The organism is Fodinicurvata fenggangensis DSM 21160, assembly GCF_000686045.1.
Taxonomy (GTDB): Bacteria; Pseudomonadota; Alphaproteobacteria; order Kiloniellales; family DSM-21159; genus Fodinicurvata; species Fodinicurvata fenggangensis.
Window position 1 is genome coordinate 172766 of record NZ_JMLV01000001.1, and the last position, 22363, is coordinate 195128.

A 22363-nucleotide genomic window follows, 5' to 3' on the forward strand; every position below is an offset into this window, starting at 1 on the left:
GATCAGGAAATATATTACACTTAACGATTGTTCTTTCTTGAGGATTATTTCCTTTAAGGTAGCGGGTCAAAAACTCGGCTGACAACGCAAAAGACTCTGTGCCATGCTGGTTTCAAAGCCTTGCCCAATCGGTATGTGACCGGTTGAACAATGCAATTATCAAAACGGCTTCAGATAAGCCGTTTACAGGGAGAAGGATAGAAAGCATGCAATCACGAAAACTGTTGATGAGCTTGGTTCTGGGGAGCGGCTTGGCAGTGGCCTCTGCCGCGCAGGCCGAGACGTTGCGCTGGGCCAGTCAGGGGGATGCCCTGACCCTGGATCCGCATGCCCAGAACGAGGGGCCGACCAATACCATGTCCCTGCATCTGCATGACCCTCTGGTGATGCGGGACAATGACATGGCGATCGAGCCCGGTCTGGCAACCTCCTGGGAAGCGGTGGAGGAAACAGTCTGGGAGTTCGAGATCCGAGAGGGTGTCACTTTCCATGACGGATCTGACTTCACGGCGGAAGATGTGGCCTTTTCGTTGAATCGAGCGGGCACCGAGCCCTCCGATTTCCGCAACTATATCTCTTCGATCGAGGAGGTCGAGGTTGTGGATGACACCACTGTTCACATCCACACTTCTGGCCCCAATCCGATCCTGCCGCAGCAGCTGACGCAGATCTCCATGATGAGCAAGGCCTGGGCGGAAGAGAATGACGTCGAAACCGCTCAGGACTATGCAAGCGGCGAGGAGAACTACGCCGTTCGCAATGCCATGGGGACGGGGCCCTACAAGCTTGAATCCCGGGAAGGCGACGTGCGCACGGTCCTGGTCCGCAATGATGACTACTGGGGCATGGATCGTTTCCCCATGGAGGTTGAGCGTATCGTCTACACGCCCATTTCCTCTGATTCGACACGCGTGGCTGCCCTGCTTTCAGGTGAACTGGATTTCGTTCTGGATCCGCCCGTTCAGGATCTGGAGCGCCTGGAGGAAGAAGGCGACATCAATATCGAACAGGGCGAGGAGAACCGGACAATCTTCCTTGGCCTGAACCTGCGCGAGGAAGACAGTGAGTACGATAACGTCGAGGGCGAGAACCCCATGGCCGACAAGAGCGTACGCGAAGCCATGTACCACGCCATCGATGCGGATACCATCCAGCGGGTGGTCATGCGGGGCCGTTCCGTGCCGACCGGAACGATCGCCCCGCCTTTCATCAACGGCTATCCCGAGGAGCTGGACGAGCGTCTTGCCTTCGATCAGGAGCGGGCCCGTGAGCTGCTGGCGGACGCCGGCTACGAAGATGGTTTCGAAGTAACTCTGCACTGCCCCAACGACCGCTACATCAATGACGAGGCCATTTGCCAGGCCGTAGCCGGAATGCTGGGGCAGGTTGGTGTCACTGTCGATCTCAACTCACAGACACGGAGCCTGCACTTCCAGGATATCGGCAATCGGGAAACCGGCTTCTATCTGCTGGGATGGGGTGTACCGACCTTCGACAGCGAGTACGTCTTCAACTACCTCTATCACACGGATGACGGCCAGCGCGGTTCCTGGAATGCGACCGGTTTTTCCAACGATCGCATGGACGAACTGGTGCAGCAGATGGGAACGGAGGTCGACGAAGAACGTCGCAACGAAATGATCGCCGAGGCTTGGGAACTGGCACAGTCGGAGTTGGTTTACATTCCGATACATCTTCAGGTGTTGAACTGGGCGACACGTGAGGGCGTGACCGTGCCTTTGAGGGCAGACAACCAGCCCCATATCGCCACGGCAACCTTCAACGATTGAGATAACGGTCTGGATCAATCCCGCCGGAGCCTGTTTCCCTGGCTCCGGCGGGATTTTCCGGGTTTTCCGACCTTCAGCGTATCGCGGTTCAGCAGATGCTTGCCTTTATTGTACGCCGCCTCCTGCAGTCCATCGTGGTCATGCTGGTGGTCGCCCTGGTTGCCTTCAGCCTGTTCAATTTCGTTGGCGATCCCATCAACAACATGGTGGGGCAGGAAGCCACGACGGAGCAGCGCGCAGAGCTGCGCGAAAGACTGGGATTGAACGATCCGATCCCCGTCCAGTTTCTCCGGTTCGTGGGCAATGCGGCACAGGGGGAGTTCGGGATATCCTATCGCACAGCCCGACCGGTTGCGGACCTGATTGCCGAACGCCTGCCGGCCACCGTCGAGCTAGCGGTTACCTCCGCGGCTTTCGCGCTGACCCTGGGAATCGTGCTCGGCGTTTACAGTGCGCTCAATCGCTATGGCTGGACCAGCCGCTTTGTCATGACTGCCTCCCTGATCGGCGTGTCGCTGCCGACATTCCTGATCGGTATCCTGTTGATCTGGATATTTGCCGTGAACCTGCAGTGGTTGCCATCCTATGGACGGGGTGAGGTCGTGGATCTGGGCGGTTGGCGAACAGGCTTTCTGACTCTCAGCGGACTGCAGGCCCTGATCTTGCCGGCAGTTACCCTTGGACTGTACCAGCTAACCCTCATCATGCGGCTTGTGCGTGCGGAGATGCTCGAGGTTCTGCGGACAGACTACATCAAGTTTGCGCGTGCGCGCGGCCTGAGCAATCGTGCGGTCAATTTCGGCCATGCCCTGAAGAACACATTGGTGCCAGTGATCACGATTACAGGCCTGCAACTGGGCTCCATCATTGCTTTCGCGATCATTACCGAAACGGTTTTCCAATGGCCCGGGGTGGGCTTGCTATTCATCATTGCCATACGGTTTGTCGATATACCTGTAATGGCGGCTTATCTGATCCTGATCGCGCTGTTTTTCGTGATCATCAACCTGATTGTCGACCTTTTGTATTACCTTGTGGATCCGCGCCTGCGAGTGGAAACGCCTGCGGCGCGGACCGCTGCCTGAAGGAGAGTCGCAAATGGGTGCCTCGCAATCCAACAGCCAGCAGGGGCCGCTGAACAGTCGGCAGGGTCAGGCAGGTGCCTCCGAAGAGGCACCTCATGGACGGCTGCACCGTATTTTCGACAGTGATATCTGGCACAGCTTTTCGCATTCGCCGATCACGGTGCTTTCAGCCATCATAACCCTGCTGTTCTTCCTGGCGGCCATCTTCGCGCCCCTGATTGCGCCCTATACGCCCTTCCAGGCAGGGTCCCTGCATCTTATGGATGGATTTACGCCCCCGTTCGAACAGGGCATGAGCGGGAACTTCTATGTTTTCGGGACCGACGATCAGGGGCGGGATGTCTTCTCGGCCATCATTTATGGCGCGCGCATATCCCTGCTGGTGGGTTTTTGCGCTGTGCTCTTTGCCATGGTTCTTGGTGTGACTCTGGGCCTGATCGCAGGCTATCGCGGTGGCTGGGTGGATACGGTCATCATGCGCATTGCCGATGTCCAGTTGAGCTTCCCAGCCATCCTGGTTGCGCTTTTGATCTTCGGTCTGGCCAAGGCCATGATCCCGCGCGACTACCAGGAAAACATGGCCATCTACGTCCTGATCATATCCATTGGCCTGTCTGACTGGGTGCAATACGCCCGTACAGTGCGCGGAACCACGATGGTCGAGAAGAACCGTGAATATGTACAGGCAGCACGGGTCATTGGCGTTCGACCGGCTGTCATCCTGTTCCGTCACGTATTGCCGAATGTGATGGGGTCCGTGCTGGTGATCGCGACAATTGGCCTGGCTCTTGCTATTATCGCGGAGGCCACGCTGTCCTTCCTGGGTGTGGGGGTGCCGCCGACCACACCGTCCCTGGGAACCCTGATCCGCATTGGCAATGATTTCCTTTTCTCCGGCGAATGGTGGATCACCATCTTCCCCGGAATTGCGCTGATCATGCTTGCCCTGTCAGTGAATCTGCTGGGCGATTGGCTGCGCGATGCCTTGAACCCGAAGTTGAGATGATGGCTCAGACAGATTCATCCGAGACACCCCTCCTTGAGGTCCTCAACCTGCGTGTCGAATTCCCGACGCGTCGCGGAACCTTGGTGGCAGTTGATGATATCTCCTTTGATATCAAACCCGGCGAGGTGCTGGGAGTGGTCGGCGAATCCGGTGCGGGAAAGTCCCTAACAGGAACAGCCGTGATAAATCTGCTGGAGCCGCCGGGACGTATCGCTGGTGGGGAGGTCCGCCTGAAGGGGCAGCGTATCGATAACCTGCCGCAGGAGAAATTGCGCCATATCCGTGGACGCCAGATCGGCATGGTGTTCCAGGATCCGCTGACCAGCCTGAACCCGCTCTATACTGTGGGGTACCAGTTGGAGGAAACGATCCGCACACACATGAACATGAGCGAAGGCCAGGCCCGCAAGCGCGGGATAGAGTTGCTTTCCGAAGTCGGAATTTCCGCTCCGCAGGACCGGATCGACCAGTATCCGCATCAGTTCTCGGGCGGAATGCGCCAGCGGATCGTGATCGCCTTGGCCGTTTGTGCCAATCCGTCGCTGATCATTGCCGACGAGCCCACAACAGCCCTCGACGTATCGATACAGGCACAAATCATCGATCTCTTGAAGCGTCTGTGCCATGAGCAGGGGACAGCGGTGATGCTGATTACCCATGACATGGGAGTGATTGCCGAGACGGCAGATCGGGTGGCCGTGATGTATGCGGGCCGGTTGGCGGAGGTCGGTCCCGTTCAGAATGTCATCAAACAGCCGTATCATCCCTACACAAAGGGCCTGATGGGGGCCATTCCCACAGTCGGTCAAAAGCTAGAGCGCCTGACACAGATTGATGGCGCCATGCCGCGCTTGACGGAAATTCCCTCAGGCTGCGCCTTCCATCCACGTTGCCCCAAAGCATTCGATCGTTGTGATACGGAACGGCCGGATCCAATAGCAGTTGAGGAATCGAAGGTGGCCTGCTGGCTGTATGACGACGCACGGGTCTTGTCGGGAGAAACAGAACAATGACGGATGTGCTCCAGGACAAGAGGCCATCAGTCCAGCCCTCGGGGCCGCTTGTTTCGGTGCAAGGAATGTCGAAGTACTTCGATGTTTCCCCGCCCTTCCTGACTCGGGTTCTGCAGGGACGGCCGCGCCGCGCCCTGCGCGCCGTGGATGATGTCAGCTTCGACATACCGCATGGCAGCACCTTCAGCCTGGTGGGCGAGTCGGGGTGCGGGAAATCGACCGTGGCCCGCTTGCTGGTCGGGCTTTATCAGCCGACTCAGGGGGAAATCTACTTTGATGGCAGTGCCGTATCCCAATTGAAGACGCGGCGCCATCTGGCTGATTTCCAGCGACGCATACAGATCATATTCCAGGATCCCTATGCCAGCCTGAACCCAAGATGGCGCGTTCGGGATATCATTGCAGAGCCTGTCCGTACGCACCGACTGCTTCCGGAAGGTGCGGCCTTGCGCAAGCGGGTCGCCGAATTGCTGGATCATGTGGGTTTTTCGAATAAGGATGGCGAAAAGTACCCGCATGAATTCTCGGGTGGCCAGAGGCAGCGTATCTCCATTGCCAGGGCCTTGGCGGGAGATCCCGAGTTCCTGGTCTGCGACGAACCCACATCGGCCCTGGACGTGTCCGTCCAGGCACAGATCCTGAATCTGATGAAGGATCTGCAGAAGGAATTGGGGCTGACCTACCTTTTCATCAGCCATGACCTGGCCGTGGTCTCACACATTTCAGACTATCTTGGGGTAATGTATCTGGGACGTCTGGTGGAGTCCGGGACAGCCAGTGATATCTTCAATGATCCGCAGCATCCCTATACACGGATGTTGCTTGATGCCATCCCGGATCTCGAAATGTCCGGTCGCAAACGTATTCCCGTGGCCGGGGAGGTGCCCAGTCCAATGGCACCACCGGCGGGGTGCCATTTCCATCCGCGTTGCCCCTTTGCGGATGCACGCTGTCGAGAGGAGATCCCCGGAATTACGGAAAGCAAGAATGTGCGCGTGCGTTGCCATGCCGTGGAAGAAGGGCGTTTGACGCCTGAAGTCCTGGCCGAGGCTGCAGCTGCTCGTACCTGATGCAGAAGCCGTGCTGCACAGGTAAAGATTACCGATTTGTAATCTTCACGACACGGCCTTGTTAGGTGGCATGCATTAGAAATAAGGGGCATTGCTCAGGAGTACCTAGGAGGTTCCTTTTTATGTCTCTTGCGATCAAGTCACTCAAGGCACCAGCAACAGCCCTTGTCACGGGTGGTTTCCTGGTGTGGTCGGCGGTGGCGCAGGCAGCGTCACCGCCCGACAGTTTTGCCGATCTGGCTGAAGAAGTCAGTCCGGCCGTTGTGAACATCTCTTCTACACGTGCCCCGGACGAAGACCGCGGTCCTCGTTCACGCGATTCCCTTCCTTTCGATTTGCCGCCAGGTTCTCCCTTCGAGGATTTCTTCCGGCAGTTCGAAGAGCACTTCAAGGGCATGCGCCCACAGCAGTATCAAAATCGGCCGGCCACAAGCTTGGGCTCCGGTTTCATAATTGATTCGGAAGGTTTCGTGGTTACGAACAATCACGTGATCGACAAGGCGGATGATATCCGTGTCAAGCTGTCCGATGGTCGTGATCTGGAGGCTGAGGTGATCGGCCGCGACTCAAAGACGGACTTGGCATTGCTGAAGATCTCATCGGATAATGAGCTGCCCACTGTCAACATGGGCGATTCTGATGAAGTGCGCGTTGGCGATTGGGTGATGGCAGTTGGCAACCCTTTCGGCCTTGGAGGATCAGTCACGGCCGGCATTATCTCGGCCCGCAGCCGCGATATCAACGCCGGTCCCTATGATGACTTCCTGCAGACGGATGCCGCCATCAACCGAGGCAATTCCGGTGGCCCCATGTTCAACATGGATGGGGAGGTGATCGGCATTAGCACGGCTATCTTCTCTCCCTCCGGCGGGTCCGTGGGGATCGGTTTCGCCATTCCTTCCAACCTGGCGAGTGATGTGATCACACAGCTGCGTGACAAGGGTGAAGTCGAACGCGGTTGGCTCGGTGTCCGTATCCAGCAGGTAACGCCTGAACTGGCGGAAGGTCTGGGCCTGGACGAGGAAAAGGGTGCGCTGGTGGCCAGCGTCGAACCTGATGGCCCAGCCGACCAGGCAGGGATCCGTGCCGGTGACGTCATTCTGGAATTTGCTGGTGAAGACGTCGAGCGCATGCGCGACCTGCCACGAATCGTTGCTGCGGTCAGTGCAGGCGAGGATGTAGAGATCGTGGTATGGCGCAACGGCGAAGAAGAAATCCTGAATGCGACCATAGCCGAACAGACTGAGGAAAGCATGGCGGCCTTTGGTGGCTCACGCAGTCAGCCAGAAGGCGAGGGTGACGTGGAGCGTAGCCTCGACCGTCTTGGCGCAACGCTTTCCGGTCTGGACGAGGAAACCAAGGAGCGTCTCGGCCTGCCTGAAGATATGTCGGGTGTTGTTGTGACCGACGTCGATCCGGATGGACGTGCCGCTTCCCAGGGACTCGCACCCGGTGATGTTATCGAGCAGGTGGATGGACAGGAAGTCACAAGTCCGAGCGAAGTGGCGGAACGCCTGGGACAGGCCACACGTGATGGCAAGAAGACGGTAGTCCTGCTTGTCGAGCGTGATGGCAGCCCGCTGTTCCTGGGTTTCCGTCTGGGCGACGCCTGACAGCCGCGGTATCTCCTTCACCGCGGTTCTTCTGCCGAAGTCGGTTTATTCCCCTGGATCGTCTTCGGCCTACCTCGACGGCGCGCCGGATGTTTCATCCTGGCGCGTCGTCGCTTTATACTTCCGTCCAATCGCAAGATGAAAACATTCGGAAAGGATGGTTCCGGTGCGTGTCCTGATCGTCGAGGATGATGACAAGACGGCCGATTACATGGCCAAAGGACTGACGGAAAGCGGTCATATCGTTGACCGGGCGTCAGATGGGCATGAAGGCCTTTTTCTCGGAAGCGAGGGAGGTCATGACCTGATTATACTGGATCGCATGCTCCCGAAACTGGATGGCCTGGCCGTGCTGCAGGCCCTGAGGTCCAATGGCAGCTCCACACCTGTACTGATCCTCAGCGCCTTGGCCCAGGTGGATGATCGTGTAGCGGGATTGCGCGCTGGCGGTGATGATTACCTGACCAAGCCCTTTGCCTATTCGGAACTGCAAGCCCGTGCAGAAGCGCTTGTTCGACGCAACAATGCACCTGCTGTTGAAACCAAGCTGCAGGTCGGCGATCTGGAGATGGATCTACTTTCCCGTCGAGTTGAACGTGGCGGGAAAACCATAGAATTGCAGCCCCGGGAATTCAGGCTTCTGGAATATCTTTTGCGCCATGCAGGCCAGACAGTAACACGAACCATGTTGCTGGAAGGGGTTTGGGACTATCATTTCGACCCGCAGACCAATGTCATAGACGTACATATAAGCCGCTTGCGGCAGAAGGTCGACAAGGGCTTCGACAAACAGCTCCTGCATACTGTGCGGGGCGCAGGATACATGCTTCGTGCAGATACTTAGAATCTCAAACAGCGCCACCTTTCGCTTTGCTTTGGCCTATGTCGGGCTTTTCGGAGTTTCGGTGCTGCTGCTGTTCGGATTCATCTACTGGTCCACCATTACCCTGATCGAGGGGCAGGTGGCGCAGACCGTGGCTGCCGAGATTACAGGTCTGGAAGAGCGCTATCGCAATGAAGGCATCAGTGGGCTGGAGACGGCGATCGCGCAGCGCAGTGGCCGGGGTGGGGAGCACGAGAGTGTTTACCTGCTGACAGACCAGAATTTTCAGCCTGTTGCCGGAAACCTCAGGAACTGGCCGGAATCGGCAATTGCAGATGGCCGCTGGACGGTACTGCCGCTGTATCACCGTGAGCGCGGTGATGAGCCGATCCTGGTAGGTTCGCGAAGTTTCCAACTTCCCAATGGCTATCGCTTGCTGGTGGGCCGGGACATGTCGGCGCGCGCAAACTTCCAACAGAATCTCCAGGAAGCCTTGGCCTGGGGCTTGGGCGTGACACTTGCTCTTGGTCTTGGCGGTGGGTGGATATTCGGACGCAATGTCCTACGGCGCGTTGATGCTGTGGCCGAGACCAGTCGGCGAATCATGGATGGGGACCTGAGCCAGAGGGTGCCGAGAGAGGGCAGTAACGACGAATTTGACCGCCTGGCAGGAAACCTGAACCGCATGCTGGAACGCATCGAAGCCTTGATGACCGGTATGCGGCTTGTTTCTGACAGTCTGGCGCATGATTTGCGCAGTCCAATGACCCATTTGAAGGGACGTATAGAGTTGACCCTGATTGGGCCGGCGGATGTGGAGGCTTATCGCCAGACACTGGAACAGGCTCTGTCCGAGATCGATACCATCCAGGCGACCTTTAACGCTCTGTTGGCCATTGCCGAAGCAGAATCGGGTGTCAGTCGCACACGGCTTGAGATCCTGGACCTCGGCGAGGTGCTGCGCGATGTCCAGGAACTCTACGAGCCCGTGGCTGAAGACAAGGGTGTTTCCTTGCGGGCCGATTTGGACAGCCCGGCTTACGTGACCGGGCACCGTCAGCTTCTGGCGCAGGCATTGGCCAACCTGCTGGACAATGCGATCAAGTACAGTCCTCAGGACAGCTGTGTCAGCTTGCAACTGGTGAAGACAGAAGGCCAGGTTACCTTGACCGTTGCAGATGAAGGGTCCGGGATTCCCGAAGCCGACCGGGAACGTGTGCTCGAACGTTTCGTGCGGCTGGATACGGCAAGAAGCGAACCGGGCAGTGGGCTTGGTCTCAGCCTGGTTTCTGCCGTTTCGCGTCTGCACGAATCCGAGTTGTTTCTTGAAGATAACAATCCAGGGCTTAAAGTGCGCTGGGTTTTTCCCGAAGCAGAGGAGGCTCTTCCTTCAGAAGAGGTGGAAACCCAAACCGTAAGCGCGAAGTAGGGCGTATCATATTTACTTGAATCGGGCGCCGGAGACTTGAAAGGCCGTGAGGGGATTCCCAGATAGCTGGATGGCATGGAAAGTCGCCTGAAGGGGCTTTCCGCCAATCAGCGGCCCATGAGGGCATTTAAAACCTGTATCGCTCAAATGGAGGGTATAGTTATGCGCAGTCTGGATTTTTCACCAATGCTTCGTGCAACTGTCGGGTTCGACCGTATGATGGACCTGATGGACAACGTATCGCGTTACGAAGAAACGCCGAGTTATCCACCTTACAACATCGAAAAGCGCGGTGAGGATGATTATCGCATCACGATGGCCGTGGCCGGATTTTCGGATGAGGATCTGAGTATCACGGTTCAGGAGAACGCGCTGGTGGTTGAAGGCAGGAAGGAGAAGGACAGCGAGGAGCAGGAAGGAACCTACCTGCATCGCGGAATTGCCGAACGGGCATTCCAGAGGTCCTTCCGTCTCGCGGACCACATCAAGGTCACTGGAGCGAACCTCGAGAACGGTCTGTTGCACATCGAGCTTGTCAGGGAAATTCCTGAGGCCATGAAGCCGAGGAGCATTCAGATCGAGTCCTCGGATTCCAGCAAGAGCCAGAAGTCGATAGAAGGCCAGAGCGAGAACAAGGTTACCAGCAAGGCAGCCTGATCTTCTCGAGCTTAGGACCAAATTCTAGGTATATCGGCCGGACGGGGAACCCCTGTCCGGCCTTTTATTTGCATGGATAAGACGTATCAAGCCTTGGAAGAAAACAACTGAAAATTGTCTATGATAGTCTTGTTATTTGCTGAAAAATATATAATTTCTTTGTAAAAACAGAGAGATTGCTTCCTCTAAAAAGATCGTGCTAGCGTTCGCAGAGCTCACGTTACCTTTCGGGCTGTGAAAGGGATGGAAATCGCACAAGAAGAATACGGCTGAACGGCCCGAGACGTGCAAGATCCAAAGAATGGGGAGCAATAGAATGACCACGAAAGACGAAAAGCCTGTTCAAAAGCCCGCACCACAGGGCGTAACGCGTCGTCGTTTCATGGAAACGGCGGGGACCGTTGGCTTGGGTGCGGCGACGCTCTTTGCTGCGCCGGGACTGGCCCGGGCGCAATCGGACTCCGGTCCCATCAAGGTGGGCGTGATGGGCCCCTTCACGGGAGCGGCCAGCCGTACGGGAGAAGGCATTCAGAATGGCGCCATGATGGCAGTCGAGGATGCGCGCGAAGAGGGCCTGCTGCCCCTGAACATCGATGGTTCGGAGCGTGACATCGAGATCGTCTGGGTGGACAGCGAGTCCAACCCCGAGCGCGCTGTTCGTGCCGTTCAGAATGCGGTCGACCGCGAAGGCGTTCAATTCATGGTTTCCGGCTGGCATTCATCCGTCGCCATGGCCGTATCGGAAGCCGAGGCCGGCATGGGAATCGTTCATGTGGGGCATGGCGGTGAATCCCAGTATATCTGTGAAAAGATCAACGAGGATCCAGGAAAATACACCCATTGGTACAAGGGCTGGGCCTCTCCACCGATCTTTGCCGGTCTCTATGGCGATCCGCTGCAGCACTTCATGGATGAAGGCCTGTGGGAACCGGCAAACAAGAAAGCCGCCGTAGTTGTGGAGGATACCGACTATGGCCGTGGCTGGGGGGATGCGCTCGTGAAGTCCCTTGAGCGAATCGGTTTCGATGTCCTGCCCTATGACGTCATCCCGTTGGACGAGACCGAGTTTTCCTCGTTGCTGACGAAATACCGTGCCCAGAACGTATCAGTGGTCGGCATGACCGTCACTGGCAACGTCAGTGCCTCCAACTTCGTCAAGCAGTTCCGGGACCAGCAGATTCCCGCACTGCTGATCGGTCACGGCCTGACCTGGTTCAGCGAATGGCATGAATTGACGGGTGATGCTTCGGATTTCGTGGTGACCATGGATTCACCACGTGTCATTGCGCCCTATCAGCAGGAGTGGGTTGATCGCTATCGCGAGAAGTATGACGAGGAGCCGTCCTTGGCACCAGCCGGACAACAAGGCTATGACTACATGACGGCTGGCCTCAAGGTGCTTCAGAGTGCCGGTACGCTGGACTTCGATGCCCTGGTAGAAAGTGCCCGGGAACTCGATCACCAGGGTGTCTGGCAGCGCATAAACTTCGCCGATGAAGCCGGCGAGAATGCTCTCTGCCCAGGCGAAGTCCAGGTGGGTGGTTTCGAGGAAGGCTTCTTCTTCCCGCTTGTCCAGCTCAAGGACGGTGAAGCCAAGATTCTCTGGCCGCTTGAGCATGCGCAGGGCGAATTCGAAGCACCGCCTTGGCTCTGATTTGCAGGTCTCCGGCCGGGGGCGGGCCATTCGAACCGCCCCCGGTATCCTGCCGTTATCTCTCCAATAACTTCCTGTCACAGCAAGGAAAGCTGCGCGCATGAGTCTGCTCGAAGTTCGCGGGCTTAAGAAGCAATTCGATGGCCTGGTCGTCCTGGACGGTGTCGACGCTGACGTCGAGGAAGGCAAGATTCAGGGGATGATGGGCCCAAACGGGGCCGGGAAGTCGACCCTGTTCAACGTAATCAACGGGATCTATTCGGCTGATAGTGGAACCGTTCGTTTCAAGGGACGTGATATCACGAACAAACCGGTACACCGCATCGCCACCATGGGAATTGGGCGAACTTTTCAAGTTGCACGCGTTTTTGACGAAATGACGGTGCTTCAGAACATGCTGGTTCCAACCGTTCCCATGTCGATGACGCGAACCGAGGCCATCCGGCGTGCAGAGGAATTGTTGGAGATGGCTACGCTTGACAGGGTCAAGGCGAACCCTGCGATCGAGATCTCGGGGGGGCAGAAGAAGCTCCTCGAGTTCATGCGCACGATGATGACGGACCCTTCCCTCATTCTTCTCGATGAGCCCTTCAATGGCATCAATCCTGCGCTGATCGAGGTGCTGATAGGCATAGTTCGCAAGCTCAATGACCAGGGGAAAACCTTCCTTCTCATCAGCCATGAAATGCCGCATGTGAGTGAACTATGCGACACGGTTGCGGTGCTGGCCGCTGGCGGGAACGTGGCACGCGGCACCCCGAGCGAGGTGCGCGAGAACCCAACCGTGATCGAAGCCTACCTGGGACAATAGCAATGAGTCTGGAAGTCTCTGATGTCGTTGCCGGTTACACGCGGGAAGTTCCCATTCTCAATGGCCTTGACCTGACCGCTGAGGATGGACGTGTAACCGTTATCATTGGTCCGAACGGGGCCGGTAAATCCACACTTTTGAAAACGATCTACGGCTACCTGAAGCCGGAGCGCGGTACGATCAAGCACGACGGGCAATCCATTGTCGGATATTCCCCCAAGGACATGCTGCGCAAGGGAATCGCCTACCTGATTCAGGGCCACAGCATCTTTCCGCGCATGACGGTCGAGGAAAACCTGGAACTCGGCGGCTGGATCATGGGTTCGGACAGTGAGCGTCGGGAAGCACTGGAGCGTATCTACGAACGCTATCCACGCCTCAAGGAGAAAAGACGCCTGTCCGCCGGTATACTCTCCGGCGGTGAACAGAGAATTCTCGAGATTGCCCGTCTGACCATGACCGGGCCGCGTACACTTCTTCTGGATGAGCCTTCAGTGGGCTTGATGCCGAAGCTGGTAAACGAGGTTTATGAAGAGATTTCAAGGCTGAAGGATGAAAAATATACCATCCTGATTGTCGATCAAAACGTGAAGAAGTCGATATCCATCGCGGATTATGTCTATGCGCTGGCGCTGGGTGAAAATCGCCATGAGGGCACAAAGGAAGAGTTCGCCGAACGACTGGATGAGATTGTGAAGGAGTGGATCTGATGGAGCTCAGCCTTTTACTCGATCCCGGCATTCTGGCCCAGGTCCTGGCCCAGGGTCTGGTGCGCGGTTCGATGTATGCGCTGATGGCTGCCGGCCTATCACTCATCTTCGGCATCATGGGCGTGAAGAACTTCTCTCACGGCGAGCTCTTCATGATCGGCGCCTATGTCATGTTCTTCGTGACCGGTGTCATGGGTTTGCCTTGGCCAATGGGTGTTGCTGCCGCCGCAGTGGTCCTCTTCGGGTTTGGGGTGCTCATCGAGCGCACCCTCATTGCGACCCTGCGTAAACGGGCAGGGCGTGACTGGCTGCTGGATGCTTTCGTCCTGACCATCGGAATGCTGGTGGTGATGCAGAATCTGGCGCTTATTCTGTTTGGTACGGAGCGGCGTGGTGTAGGTGGACTTGTTGACGGTACCTTCGTCTATGGACCGATCATCATTACCTATGAGCGCATGATGATCGTTGCCGTCGCTGTTGCGGTCGGCTTGGCGCTCTGGTCCTTCATTCGTTACAGCGACCTTGGCAAGGCGATCCGTGCAACCTCCCAGGATCCGGGAGCCGCTCAGACCCTGGGCATCGATATCCAGCGCATCTATACCTATACATTCGGTATTGGAGCGGCACTTGCCGGACTGTCCGGTGGTCTGCTGATCTCACTCTTTCCTGCACATCCGACTGTCGGTTTCTATCCGGTCATCAAGTCCATTGCCTGCGTTATCCTGGGCGGACTGGGGAACATATCCGGCGCAATCATTGCGGCGATGCTGCTCGGTGTGGTCGAGGCCTATTCGTCCTTCTTCATGTCTGGCGGCTGGCAGAACGTGATGACCGCGGTCCTGGTAATCGTGATCCTGATTGTGCGTCCCAGTGGACTGTTCTCTTCAAGCAAGGTGGAAAGAGCATGACCAACGAGACTGTGATGACAGCTGGTTCGGGTGTCTGGCACAGCCACGGGGCACGTATTCTCAAGATCGTGGTGCTGCTGGCACTGCTGGTCTTCGCACCCACCCTAATCGACAATGATTATCTGACCCGTATCTTCATATCGGCCGTGATGATGGGGCTGATGGCAGCGATCTTCGATCTCATGATCGGCTATGCAGGTCTGATCAATTTCGGCTATGCCGGATTTCTTGCGATCGGTGCCTATACCTCAGCCCTAGGCTCTTTCCATTACAGTATATCACCTTGGCTGGGTCTTTTGACAGGCGGGCTTATGACCGCTTTCATCGGTTTTCTCGCCGGTGTCATCACGCTGAGGCTTCGGGGGCTCTATATTGCGCTGATGACCTTCTTCGTGGGTGAGGCGATCCGTTTCACGATCTCCAATACACCGGATTTCACACGTGGGATGCTCGGGCTGTCCGTGCCGCCTTACCCGGACATTCTGGGAATCGATTTCAGCCGTGGTGATCTGCTGAATTACTACTATCTGGTGCTCGTCCTGGGAGCCATCATCATGGGATCGCTGTGGTGGCTGGTGAAATCGCGTTTCGGCCTGGCTTTCGAGGCGCTGCGAGAAGACCAACTAGCCAGCCAGAGCATGGGACTGAACACCACAAAGTACAAGCTGTACAACTTCACGATCGCCAGCTTCTTTGCCGGTGTCATGGGGGCATACTATGCTCATTACATAAGCATTCTCTCTCCGACTCCGGAAGAATTCGGAGTCTATCGGACAGTGGAAATCCTGACGATCACATACGTTGGCGGACGTGGTACGCTTTGGGGCTCGATCTTTGCGGCTTTCCTGCTGATCGGTTTCCAGGAGTATTTCCGCGGGCTGGGGCCCTGGAGGCTGGTCATCTTCGGCGCGCTGCTGATTTTCGTGATGCTGTTTGCGCGCAAGGGGTTGGCGGGCTTGAAGAAGTATTTCTGGTGATGCGGTCGCGATGGAGCAGGCTACAGAGACTGCTCCATCCGCACCTCTCATCTTGCAACGCCTTGCGCGTTCCACTTGAAATCGGCTTGACGCCCTGCGGAACATAAAGGGTGTTTCCCCGCTTACGGAATGGTAACCCTTGAAGGGCAATGATTGGGCGTTCCCTGAAAAGGGGACCCCCGCAAACAGGGACCTGAAAGGAGCAGCATGCTCTATCGGTTATACGAATTTCAGCAGACGGCACTTATGCCGTGGCGGCTGGCAGGTGAAATGACCCGCGAGCTGCTCAGCAATCCATTTTTCCCGGCCACTTATACGCATATGGGAAAGTCCATGGTGGCGGGTCTGGAGATCTTTGACGATGCCGTTCGGCAGAGGCCACGGCCGGAGTGGCGCATACAGAGTGTAACAGTCGAGGGGCAAAAGCGCCGGGTGCATCGTGACTCTGTCGTGAAGCGGCCGTTCTGTCATTTGCAGCGTTTCCGTCGTGAAGACGCCGATGATAAGGAACTGCCCAAGGTCCTGCTGGTTGCACCACTGTCCGGGCACTATGCCACCTTGTTGCGGGGAACTGTCCAGGCTCTGGTGGCCGATCATGAGGTCTATGTCACCGATTGGCGCGATGCCCGAGAAGTGCCCCTGGATGAAGGCGAATTCGGCTTTGATGACTACCTCGAGGAATTGATGGGGTTCATGAGGCATCTGGGCCGTGATAGCCACGTGATTGCGGTTTGCCAGCCGGCGCCTGTCGTACTGGCGGCGGTGGCTGTACTGGCAGCTCAGGACGATCCCGCCCAGCCACGAACCATGACCTTGATGGGCGGACCTGTTGATACGCGTGCCGAGCCAACACAGGTGACCCGCTTTGCCGAGTCCAAGCCCCTGTCATGGTTCGAACGCAGTTTGGTAACCGAAGTTCCGGCCTATTACCCCGGTGCTGGGCGCATGGTGTATCCCGGGTTCATGCAGTTGAGTGGCTTCATCTCGATGAATCCTTCCCGTCACTTCGACGCTCACCTCAGGATGTTCCGCCACCTGGTGCGCGGTGACGGGGATTCGGCCGCCGCTCATCGAGCTTTCTATGACGAATACCAGGCTGTCATGGACACGCCCAGCAAGTACTACCTGGAAACCGTCGATCGAATCTTCCAGCGCCATCTGTTGCCCAAGGGGGAACTGCTGTGGCGCGGCCAGAGGGTCGATCCAGGAAAGATCGAGAAGACTGCACTCCTGACTGTCGAGGGGGAGCTGGATGATATCTCCGCGCCCGGGCAAACCCTGGCTGCGCATGATCTCTGCACGTCCCTGCCACGAAACAGGCAGGAGACCTACATGCAGAAGGATGTCGGACACTACGGCATATTCAACGGTCGGCGCTGGCGTGAGCAGATCAAGCCGCGGATTGCGGATTTCATTCTGCGACACGCGTCCGAGTGAAAAGCCGTCACTGCCGCGTGCTGTTCATTCAAAGGGATTTCGGCCCTTACGGTCCTCTACCTCGATGATCCAACTGTCGGGGTCGCGTTGTAGGACGCGTTCCAGATAACTTTCGGCCTCGTCAGTGGAAAGCGGTTCCGAGCGCGGCACGCTGGTCCAGGATAAGTCCCCCTGAATGTTGCGCTGGCGTATCAGTACCCAGGCCCGGCCATCCAGCAGGTCAATCTTTACATAGACCTGACCGTCCATCGCCTCGCCGCGATGGCGCAACATGGCTGGTGTGCCATCCTGATTGGCTTGGCGTATACCTGCGCCCACCCAGATATGGGTCGGAATGCGCGCTTCTTCATTCATGAGGCTCGATTCCATTCCTCTATGACGGCAGCATCCTCTTCCTTGCTCAGGTGCTTCTGGCGCAGGGTCTTGAACTCTGCGAGCAACATCAACTGGAACAAGGCCCAAACGGCCATTGCGCGCACCAGTGGAGAGTCATCGTCCAGGTGTTGTGTGGCATGGGGGATCATTTCGTTTCGCCCGGAATTTCCAATCGCGATCAACACGTTGCGAAGAAAGCGATTGCGGCCGGTCCGCTTGATGGGACTGCCGGAGAAAAATTCACGGAATGATGCGTCGTCCAGTGATGCAAGGTAGGCCAGCGAGGGGCCTTTGAGGTCCTCGCGTGCGCGCAACTTCTCCTCTCGTGTCTTTTGGGCAAACTTGTTCCAGGGGCATATCGCCAGGCAATCGTCGCAGCCATAGATGCGATTGCCCATGGGCTTGCGCAGCTCTTCGGGAATGTGCCCCTTGTGCTCGATGGTCAGGTAGGAAATGCAACGCCGAGCATCGAGTTGAAATGGCGCAGGAAAGGCATTGGTCGGGCAAATGTCCAGGCAGGCCCGACAGCTGCCGCAATGCTCGCTCTCCGGTTCGTCGGGCGGCAATTCCATGGTCGTGAAGACTTCCCCCAGGAAGAACCAGTTGCCAAGGTCACGTGACAGCAGGTTGGTGTGTTTGCCTTGCCAACCGACCCCGGCGCTTTGAGCCAGGGGCTTTTCCATGACAGGGGCTGTATCCACGAAAACCTTCACGTCACAATCCAGTGTTTCGTGCATCCAGCGCGCCAGCTGTTTCAGGCGCTTTTTAACCAGGTCGTGATAGTCCCGATGACGCGCGTAAACCGAGACGCCGCCCTGTTCAGGCTGGTCCAGTACTGCCAGGGGATCGTCTTCCGGACCATAGTTCTGGGCCAGTACGATCACGGAACGTGCTTCCGGCCACAGAGCCTGTGGGTGGCGCCGCCGTTCGTAGGTTTCTGGCATCCATCCCATGTCGCCGTAGTACCCGGCCTCAACGAAGTCTTTCAGGCGGTCACCGGCTTCCTGTGGCTGATCTGCGGGTGCGAAACCGACGGCATCGAATCCGATCTCGAGGGCGCGCTTTCGAAGCTCCGCCTTGATGTCGTCTGGATCAACCACGGCCGCGATAAGAAGCTACGCCCTGGTCCGGCAGCCATAATCCCTCGGGAGGGGGGCCGGATTGATAGAAAACATCGATCGGGATGCCGCCCCGCGGATACCAATAACCGCCTAGCCTTAGCCAGCGTGGTTCTATGGCCTCCTCCAGGCGTTCGGCAATATCCAGGGTGCAATCCTCATGAAATGCTCCGTGATTGCGGAAAGATCCAAGGAACAGCTTCAGGGACTTGCTTTCCACAAGGAACTGGTCCGGTGCGAAGTCGATGACCAGATGTGCGAAATCGGGTTGGCCTGTTACGGGGCAGAGCGAGGTGAACTCGGGGCAGGTAAAGCGGACCAGATAGAGTTTCTTCGGGTGTGGATTGGGAATGGGGTCAAGCACCGCTTCGTCCGGAGAAGCAGGGAGGTGGCTGTCATCGCCCAGCTGCGATAGCCTCAATTCTCTCGTATCGCTCATTCGCTGGCCTCGATCGGTGGAATGTCACCCTGCGCCTGATCCTTTCGAAAGCGCTCGACGAAGGAGTCCAGTGCGCGCGCTTCAATGGCGTGTCGCAGTCCGGACATCAGTGACTGATAGTAATGCAAGTTGTGCAGCGTCAAAAGGATTGGGCCGAGCATTTCCTGTGCGCGAAAGAGATGGTGGATATAGGCGCGGCTGTAATCCCTGCAGGCCGGACAGCTACAGGCTTCGTCCAGGGGGCGCGGGTCCTCCTGATGGCGCGCGTTGCGCAGGTTCAAGGTGCCGCGCGGTGTATAGCCACGCGCTGTCCGCCCGGCGCGCGTGGGGATGACGCAGTCGAACATGTCGACTCCCCGCTGCACGGCCTTCACGATATCATCAGGCGTGCCCACGCCCATGAGATAACGCGGACTGTCCGCGGGCAGGACGGGCAGTGTGAAATCCAGTACCTGCAGCATGGTTTCCTGGCCTTCGCCGACGGCCAGTCCGCCAATGGCATAGCCGTCAAACCCGATCTCGGAAAGCTCTTCCACCGACTTGCGGCGTAAGTCCTCGTAAACGCTGCCCTGGACGATTCCGAAAAGACCATAGCCGGGCCTTGGCTGAAAAGCCCTCTTGCTGCGTGCCGCCCAACGCATGGAGCGTTGCATGGAGCTTTCCGCATCCTCGTGACTGGCCGGGAAGGGAGTGCACTCATCAAAGGCCATGGTGATGTCAGCATCCAGGCTATGCTGGATATCCATGGAACGCTCGGGGGTCAGAAGGTGCTTTCTGCCATCCAGATGGGAACGAAAGGTAACGCCTTCTTCGTTCATGTCGCGCAGTTCCGAGAGGCTCATGACCTGGAAACCTCCTGAATCCGTCAGGATCGGACCCGACCAGTTCATGAAGCGATGCAGCCCGCCCAGTTTCTTGACCCGCTCGGCACCGGGGCGCAGCATCAGGTGATATGTGTTGCCCAGCAGGATCTGGGCGCCGCTGGCAGCAACCTGTTCGGGCAGGAGCCCCTTTACACTGCCCACCGTGCCTACAGGCATGAAAGCGGGCGTATCAACCAGTCCGTGGGCCGTGGCGACCTGTCCCCGTCGGGCCAGACCGTCCTCGGCCAGAAGGGTGAAAGCGGTCCCGTTGGATCTATTCATGCGCGCTCCAGAAGGGAAGAATCACCATAGGAGAAGAATCGATAGCCCTGCTCGACTGCATGGGCATAGGCCGCTTTCATGCGTTCCGTCCCCGCAAAGGCGCAGACCAGCATGAACAGGGTCGACTTGGGTAGATGAAAGTTGGTGATCAGGGCATCGACACAGCGGAAACGATAGCCAGGGTAAATGAAGATTCCGGTCTCGCCGTCAAAGGGCTGCAACTTGCCATCTTCACTGGCCGCGGTTTCCAGAAGGCGCAAAGCTGTGGTGCCGACGGCAACCACGCGTCGGCCCGCGGCGCGGGCCCGGTTGACCTGGCTGGCGGTGTGCTGCGAAAGCCGGCCGTACTCAAGGTGCATGCGATGCTCCTCGATCTTCTCGACCTTGACCGGCAGAAAGGTACCGGCGCCCACATGCAGGGTGACCCAGGCCGTTTCAACGCCACGGTCACTGATTCGTTCCAGAAGGGCATCGGTGAAATGCAGGCCCGCCGTGGGTGCGGCGACCGCACCTGGTTCGCGCGCATAAGCAGTCTGGTAGTCTTGGTGGTCGCGAGCGTCCGAGCCCTCAGGGCGTTGTATGTAAGGGGGCAGCGGCATGTGCCCCAGGCTTTCCAGTGCAGCAAGGAAATCGGCCCCCGAGCGGGAGAAATTCAGCTCGATTTCTCCTTCCTCCAGCTTGTGAAGGACGCGAGCGGACAAATTGTCCCCGAACATGATTTCCTGTCCTTCACGCAGACGCTTGCCTGGGCGTGCAAAGGCACGCCAGTTCCCGTTCTCCGTTTGCCGGTGAAGTGTGACCTCAACCCGAACCTGGTCGCGCTTTCCGTACAGTCTAGCCGGGATCACGCGCGTGTCATTGAAAACCAGCAGGTCGTCAGGGCGCAGGAGATTCGGCAGGTCGCGAACATGGTAATCCATGAGTTCCGCGCCGACATGCAGCAGTCGGGCGTCCTCGCGCGGGTCTGCTGGCCGCTGTGCGATCAGCTCGCGTGGCAGATCAAAGTCAAAGTCGCTAAGCTGCATGGAGCGTGCCGAGTCTATTCTCTTGAAGGTGAAGAGGTGTGGCGACGTGTTCAGTCTTTATGACACTGCTCTAGCACTCCGTTCCTTTAAGGCAAAGCCCCAGCGATGGCTGGACAGCAAAGCCTGTTGGATTGGCTATGGTTAATCGCTACCCCTATCTGGATGCTTTGCGGCCACTCGCCTTTGCACACCGCGGAGGTGCTTTGGAAGGCGAGGAGAACACGCTTAACACCTTCGGGCGTGCGGTGGCGCTTGGGTATCGCTATATCGAGACGGATGTCCAGGCTACATCCGATGGTGTTGCGGTGATTTTTCACGATGCCACGTTGGAGCGAACCACGAATGGGAAGGGCACTGTCTCCAGTCATACTTGGCGCGAGTTGCGGAAGCTGCGGACCAAGCAGGGAGAGCTGTTGAGCCGGTTAGAGGAGGTGCTTGAGGCCTTTCCGGACTGTCGCTTCAATATTGATCCCAAAAGCGACGCTGTCGTCGAGCCCCTGGCCAGGGCCCTTTCTGATTGCAGGGCCGAGGACAGGGTCTGTGTCGCCTCGTTCGAGGAAAATCGTGTCCATGACCTGCGCAAGCGCCTGGGACTTGGCCTATGCTGGGCGCCGGGGAAAATGGGGGTCGCCCGGCTGTGGCTGGCATCACATGGGGTCAAGGTCGCCACTCCCTTCCCGACAGTCCAGGTGCCGCCACGATACAAGGGGATGCCGCTTGTCACCAACAGGTTTGTGCGGACGGCCCGGAAGCGCGGTCTGCAGGTGCATGTCTGGACAGTGAACGAACGCGATGAGATGGAAGCTCTCCTGAATCTGGGCGTCGACGGTCTCATGACCGATCGGCCAAGCCTGCTTAAGGAGATCCTCGTCAGACGCAATCAATGGAATGGAGAGTGAGGATATGCCCGTTTGGACGGCAATTGGCGGTGTGAGTGCATTATTGACGGTTCTGATCGGCGCTTTTGCCGCCCACGGCTTGGAGGCGCGACTGGATGAGAAGGCCCTGGGCTGGATCGATACAGCCGTTCGCTATCAGATGTTCCATGCTTTGGCTCTGATTGCCCTGGGCATCCTTGGCCGCGCACAGGAGCGTAGCCTGGACATCACGCTTGCCGGTTACGCCTTCACTTTGGGAACATTGCTTTTCTGTGGCCTGTTGTATGTCATGGCGCTGGGTGCGCCGCGCGTTTTCGGTGCGGTCGTCCCCGTCGGAGGACTTGCCTTCATGGTCGGCTGGGTCTTCTTTATCCGCTATGCTTGGCGAGCCATGGGGTGA

22 protein-coding genes are annotated in these 22363 nt (G+C 57.6%); 17 read left to right on the top strand and 5 right to left on the bottom strand.

All coding sequences use genetic code 11. The features are described 5' to 3' along the window. Positions 1-206 precede the first annotated feature (206 nt). From BP38_RS0100830 to BP38_RS0100900, 15 genes are all read left to right on the top strand, one after another. Positions 207-1790, top strand: a complete 1584-nt coding sequence (locus tag BP38_RS0100830; protein WP_026986166.1) for an ABC transporter substrate-binding protein — start codon at positions 207-209, stop codon at positions 1788-1790. Between the two features lie 95 nt (positions 1791-1885). Continuing rightward, positions 1886-2875, top strand: coding sequence for an ABC transporter permease (locus BP38_RS0100835; protein WP_026986167.1), 990 nt, complete (start codon positions 1886-1888; stop codon positions 2873-2875). A 13-nt stretch (positions 2876-2888) separates the two neighbouring features. After that, positions 2889-3881 carry an ABC transporter permease gene (locus BP38_RS0100840; RefSeq protein WP_081816366.1) on the top strand — a complete coding sequence of 331 codons (993 nt, stop codon included), beginning with the start codon at positions 2889-2891 and terminating at the stop codon, positions 3879-3881. Continuing rightward, the gene (locus BP38_RS0100845) at positions 3878-4894 is read left to right on the top strand and encodes an ABC transporter ATP-binding protein (RefSeq protein ID WP_026986169.1); all 1017 of its coding nucleotides are present in this window, start codon (positions 3878-3880) and stop codon (positions 4892-4894) included. Before BP38_RS0100840 ends, BP38_RS0100845 begins: the two co-directional genes overlap by 4 nt. After that, positions 4891-5964, top strand: a complete 1074-nt coding sequence (locus tag BP38_RS18365) for an ABC transporter ATP-binding protein (RefSeq protein WP_051608790.1) — start codon at positions 4891-4893, stop codon at positions 5962-5964. Before BP38_RS0100845 ends, BP38_RS18365 begins: the two co-directional genes overlap by 4 nt. A gap of 122 nt (positions 5965-6086) precedes the next feature. Then, positions 6087-7577, top strand: coding sequence for a DegQ family serine endoprotease (locus BP38_RS0100855; RefSeq protein WP_051608792.1), 1491 nt, complete (start codon positions 6087-6089; stop codon positions 7575-7577). Between the two features lie 166 nt (positions 7578-7743). Next, on the top strand, positions 7744-8421 hold the full coding sequence (locus tag BP38_RS0100860; RefSeq protein ID WP_026986171.1) for a winged helix-turn-helix domain-containing protein: 678 nt from the start codon (positions 7744-7746) through the stop codon (positions 8419-8421). After that, a complete protein-coding gene (locus BP38_RS18370; RefSeq protein WP_051608794.1) occupies positions 8408-9829 on the top strand; it encodes a sensor histidine kinase in 1422 nt (473 codons plus the stop codon). The genes BP38_RS0100860 and BP38_RS18370 overlap by 14 nt, the downstream gene beginning before the upstream one ends. A 186-nt stretch (positions 9830-10015) precedes the next feature. Further along, entirely contained in the window at positions 10016-10486 is a 471-nt protein-coding gene (locus BP38_RS0100870) for an Hsp20 family protein (RefSeq protein WP_437123985.1), read from the top strand. Positions 10487-10802: 316 nt separating this feature from the next. Next, entirely contained in the window at positions 10803-12140 is a 1338-nt protein-coding gene (locus tag BP38_RS0100875; RefSeq protein WP_026986173.1) for an ABC transporter substrate-binding protein, read from the top strand. A gap of 100 nt (positions 12141-12240) precedes the next feature. Further along, on the top strand, positions 12241-12951 hold the full coding sequence (locus BP38_RS0100880) for an ABC transporter ATP-binding protein (protein WP_026986525.1): 711 nt from the start codon (positions 12241-12243) through the stop codon (positions 12949-12951). A 2-nt stretch (positions 12952-12953) separates the two neighbouring features. After that, positions 12954-13661: an ABC transporter ATP-binding protein gene (locus BP38_RS0100885; protein WP_035723068.1), complete on the top strand. Its 708-nt coding sequence runs from the start codon at positions 12954-12956 to the stop codon at positions 13659-13661. Beyond that, positions 13661-14569 (top strand): branched-chain amino acid ABC transporter permease, encoded by a 909-nt coding sequence (locus BP38_RS0100890; protein ID WP_035723070.1) that lies wholly within the window; start codon positions 13661-13663, stop codon positions 14567-14569. Before BP38_RS0100885 ends, BP38_RS0100890 begins: the two co-directional genes overlap by 1 nt. Then, positions 14566-15546: a branched-chain amino acid ABC transporter permease gene (locus BP38_RS0100895; protein ID WP_026986176.1), complete on the top strand. Its 981-nt coding sequence runs from the start codon at positions 14566-14568 to the stop codon at positions 15544-15546. The genes BP38_RS0100890 and BP38_RS0100895 overlap by 4 nt, the downstream gene beginning before the upstream one ends. Positions 15547-15753: 207 nt before the next feature. Beyond that, positions 15754-16983 (top strand): polyhydroxyalkanoate depolymerase, encoded by a 1230-nt coding sequence (locus BP38_RS0100900; RefSeq protein ID WP_026986177.1) that lies wholly within the window; start codon positions 15754-15756, stop codon positions 16981-16983. Positions 16984-17007: 24 nt separating this feature from the next. Here the strand turns inward: BP38_RS0100900 and BP38_RS0100905 are convergent, their stop codons facing one another. The 5 genes from BP38_RS0100905 to queA are packed head-to-tail and all read right to left on the bottom strand — an operon-like array spanning position 17008 to position 21085. Then, the gene (locus tag BP38_RS0100905) at positions 17008-17337 is read right to left on the bottom strand and encodes a DUF1491 family protein (RefSeq protein ID WP_026986178.1); all 330 of its coding nucleotides are present in this window, start codon (positions 17335-17337) and stop codon (positions 17008-17010) included. Then, positions 17334-18458, bottom strand: a complete 1125-nt coding sequence (gene queG / locus BP38_RS0100910) for a tRNA epoxyqueuosine(34) reductase QueG (RefSeq protein ID WP_245602282.1) — start codon at positions 18456-18458, stop codon at positions 17334-17336. Before queG ends, BP38_RS0100905 begins: the two co-directional genes overlap by 4 nt. Continuing rightward, on the bottom strand, positions 18451-18915 hold the full coding sequence (queF, locus tag BP38_RS0100915; RefSeq protein ID WP_026986180.1) for a preQ(1) synthase: 465 nt from the start codon (positions 18913-18915) through the stop codon (positions 18451-18453). The genes queG and queF overlap by 8 nt, the downstream gene beginning before the upstream one ends. Beyond that, positions 18912-20060, bottom strand: a complete 1149-nt coding sequence (tgt, locus tag BP38_RS0100920; protein ID WP_026986181.1) for a tRNA guanosine(34) transglycosylase Tgt — start codon at positions 20058-20060, stop codon at positions 18912-18914. The genes queF and tgt overlap by 4 nt, the downstream gene beginning before the upstream one ends. After that, entirely contained in the window at positions 20057-21085 is a 1029-nt protein-coding gene (queA, locus tag BP38_RS0100925; protein WP_026986182.1) for a tRNA preQ1(34) S-adenosylmethionine ribosyltransferase-isomerase QueA, read from the bottom strand. Before queA ends, tgt begins: the two co-directional genes overlap by 4 nt. 137 nt (positions 21086-21222) lie before the next feature. Between queA and BP38_RS0100930 the strand changes: the two genes are divergently transcribed. Next, entirely contained in the window at positions 21223-21984 is a 762-nt protein-coding gene (locus BP38_RS0100930; protein ID WP_026986183.1) for a glycerophosphodiester phosphodiesterase family protein, read from the top strand. A gap of 4 nt (positions 21985-21988) precedes the next feature. Continuing rightward, on the top strand, positions 21989-22363 hold the full coding sequence (locus BP38_RS0100935) for a DUF423 domain-containing protein (protein ID WP_035723279.1): 375 nt from the start codon (positions 21989-21991) through the stop codon (positions 22361-22363).